Genomic DNA, 2637 nt, shown 5'->3' on the forward strand with positions numbered 1-2637 from the left:
AGCAAGTTCCGGAAACCTGCCCTGACCCTGATCACCGCAGGCTACCTGCCCGCATTCCGGCTCAATTACTTCATGGCCCAATTCATGCAGCAGGCAGATATTGCGTCTGGTGGCGGCATTGCTCCACATGTTGGGGTTCATGGCTGGGGCAAAAAGCACTCTTCCAGGGTAGGATAATATTTGTGTGGATAAAAGATCGTCAGCGATACCTGAGGCTGCCTTGGCCATGATATTGGCGGTTGCAGGGGCCACCATGAAGGCGTGAGGAGAAAGGTGAGAACTCAGGTGGGCAAAAGGCTGTTCCAGTTGGGAGTAATCTGGGGTATATAAAGGATCAATTCCAAGGGCACTCAAAGTGAGAGGACCTATAAATGTACTGCCGGAGCTGGTGATGGTTGCACTGACTGAAATGGAAGATTTTTGAAGCAGGCGCACGAGGTCAAGGGACCTGTAGGCAGCAACACTACCGGTGATGCCCAAGTGTACCCGCTGGCCCTGGTAATGGTCAAAAATCATATATGGGCTGGAAAGCATGGCTTTGATTGCATTAACCACATGTATCAGATTTTTGGGGAGATCCAGATCTGAAGCTCGGTTCTTAACCTGCCGTCAATGATACGGATGATGCAAAGTCTGTCGTCCTTGGCAAAAGTCTGAATCTGGGTGCCATACTTTATGTAGCTTAAGAGTTCCCAGCCTTCATTAGGCAGTGCTGACAGAAAGTAGTTAAACAGGGAATTGCTGTCTACCCTGCCGGAATAGGTCAGCATTCCGGCCTTAATGCCCTGGGATTCAAAAAGAATGGAGTCATCTCTATCAATGCTCATTTCCTTGGGAATGGGTATATCCTCGAAATCATAGTAGCCATGGGCAGCAGTTTCTCTTTGTTCAGGCTCTTGGGATTCGGTTACAGGCTCAAAACTTTCCGGTTCAGGTTCCCTGGTGGCCCAGCAGCCGGATAAAATTAGGAGCATAAGAGCCACTGATAATGTTTTCCACATGCTTTTTCTCCTGTAATAATAATTAGGCTTAAATAAACATTTACAAACAGGGCTGGCCCTGCATAAAGAACCAAGTATCCACTCAGACGGGCGGAACCAGTCAAGTTTGCCTATCTGGCAGGCTGGCAACGCCTTTGTGGTGCTGTATCTGCTCAGCTCTTTTAAGGAAAGCAGGGGACAGGCACTCCGGGACCCACTTGAGCATCATTTTGTGCTTAAAATATTTCATTTTCTGGGACATCACGCCTCAGGCGTGACGGATGAGCCAGTCCCCCCTCCGGGCTGTATGCCTCCGGGCTGAAAGCCATGCTGCATGCAAAGCGCTGAACAGATACGTGGTGCTTATTTATCTGGACAACAGGTTCTGTTCAAAAGCAAAATCTTCCTGGATTTTGACCAGTTCGTCAAAGCGGATATCTGCACCGAGTACGGCCAGGATTTCATCTGTTTCACTGAATACGGGGATAGATGCAGTCAAACAAAGCTTTCCCGTGAAATGAGACTTGTAAAAGTCGGTTATATGCATTTTTCCGGTTTTAACAGGGCGAATAAACCACTCTCTGTCTGAGAGGTTGATGCCTGGTTCAACCTGCCTGTACTTGGAAAGATCGCCTATATCGCTTACATTCCAGGTCATAAGGCAACCGTTGATATCGGTAAGGTACATATACTGAATAAAGGGGTACTCCTTTAAAAATTCCTGCATCTTGCTGTTGATGCTGTCAATGTCAAGCGAGGCCATTTCAGGCTCAGCTGCCAGATCCTGAATGATTTTCTTGAGCACCCTGTGAGCAAGTTCCTTCAACTGATCAAAGGATGAAGAGAACAGTTCGGGCAGGTAGCGCCGTACCAGCTGGTCCATCTCTTCGTGTGAAAAGTTGGTGGTACGGCCCTGATTGTATGATTTTCTGATTTTCTCGTATATTTTCCCGACAGCCGGATGCCTTTTGTCCACTTTCTGGTCATCAGATAAATCCAGGTAATGGTTGATCCAGTAGGCCACGCCGGCTTTACCGGTTTTATCGGTAATAATAATGGGTATGGACCTGTGAAGAATCTGCTCAGTGTCGAAGATATTGTATATCTCCTCGTTCTTCATCAGTCCGTCTACATGAATTCCAGCACTGGTGGCATTGAAGTCCCTGCCGGCAAAAGGATAATTGGCGGGTATTTCAGCGCCGAGGTTTTTGTGGAAATACCTGGCCAGTTCAGTAATTACCGGTGTGTACGCAGCGTCATCATCGCTGGTCAGTGAGATGTATTCAATGACCAGGGCTTCCAGGGGGGCGTTGCCGGTACGCTCGCCTATTCCAAAAAGAGTGGAATTGACTGCGCTGCAGCCGTACAGCCAGGCGGTTGTGCCGTTTATAAAGGCCTTGTGAAAATCATTGTGACCATGCCATTCCAGAGCCTCCGGAGGCACCTTGGCCTCGTGGGTGAAAGCCCGGACAATTTTGGCCACACTTCTGGGCAGGGCAGATCCAGGGTAAGGTACACCGTAACCCATGGTGTCGCAAAGGCGGATTTTCACCGGCAGTCCTTTCTGCTGGGAAAGCTCCATAAGCTTCTGGGCATAAGGGATGCAGAAACCGTAAATGTCCGCCCTGGTTATGTCCTCGAAGTGGCACCTGGGGAT

At 48.9% G+C, this 2637-nt stretch carries 3 protein-coding genes; all 3 read right to left on the reverse strand.

The genetic code is table 11. The features are described from left to right. On the reverse strand, positions 1-516 hold a 516-nt coding region (locus D5S03_RS08875; RefSeq protein ID WP_287043568.1), incomplete at its 3' end, for a flavoprotein. A 44-nt stretch (positions 517-560) separates the two neighbouring features. Continuing rightward, complete coding sequence (locus D5S03_RS08880) at positions 561-1001, reverse strand: hypothetical protein (RefSeq protein ID WP_287043570.1); 441 nt, start codon at positions 999-1001, stop codon at positions 561-563. A 346-nt stretch (positions 1002-1347) separates the two neighbouring features. Next, positions 1348-2637: hydroxymethylglutaryl-CoA lyase-like TIM-barrel protein (locus D5S03_RS08885; RefSeq protein ID WP_287043572.1), on the reverse strand; the 1290-nt coding region annotated here is incomplete at its 5' end.

Origin of the sequence: Desulfonatronospira sp. MSAO_Bac3, from assembly GCF_003838035.1 — a bacterium.
Taxonomy (GTDB): domain Bacteria; phylum Desulfobacterota; class Desulfovibrionia; order Desulfovibrionales; family Desulfonatronovibrionaceae; genus Desulfonatronospira; species Desulfonatronospira thiodismutans.